The 501-nt window shown below is 47.1% G+C and carries 1 pseudogene; it reads left to right on the top strand.

From position 1 onward, the window contains the following. Nucleotides 1-501: pseudogene (locus AC1D69_RS25080) on the top strand (RNA-guided endonuclease InsQ/TnpB family protein); the annotation flags it as partial.

Below are 501 nucleotides of genomic sequence, written 5' to 3'. Positions count from 1 at the left end.
TTACATCCGACAGATCGTTACCGCTTTTGGGAAGAATGAGCCTCTTCAGCCGTTGCAACAGGAAGTTCTGGACACGCTGGCGTCCCATATTGACGTCATGAACGAACGACGAAGAGAAAAGAACCATTCCCATCCGTTCAAGCTACCCTCGCAAGAGAGTCCTTTTGTTCATTATAATTTCTTGGATGCTTTGTTCAAAGTAATGAATCAAATCGATTGTCGGGCGCTCCCAACGCAGTGCAGTCAGGGAATCATGAAGGTGGTGTTCCACAATTGGAATGCCTTCTTTGCCAGTATCAAGGACTACCGCCAGCATCCTGAGAAGTACAACGGCAAGCCCAATATTCCAGGGTACGCTCGGAACAGAGTGAAGGAGGTCATTTTCTCCAATCAAGATTGTGTGATCAAGGAACGAAAATGTCTCAAGTTTCCAAAGACCAAGCTACAACTGAACATCGGCAAACTGGGCTGTACTGACGGACAACTGATGCAAGTGCGTGT

Source organism: Paenibacillus sp. Y301, from assembly GCF_059445505.1.
The sequence above is the reverse complement of the archived record's forward strand: the minus strand, read 5'-3'. Positions and strand labels throughout refer to the sequence as shown.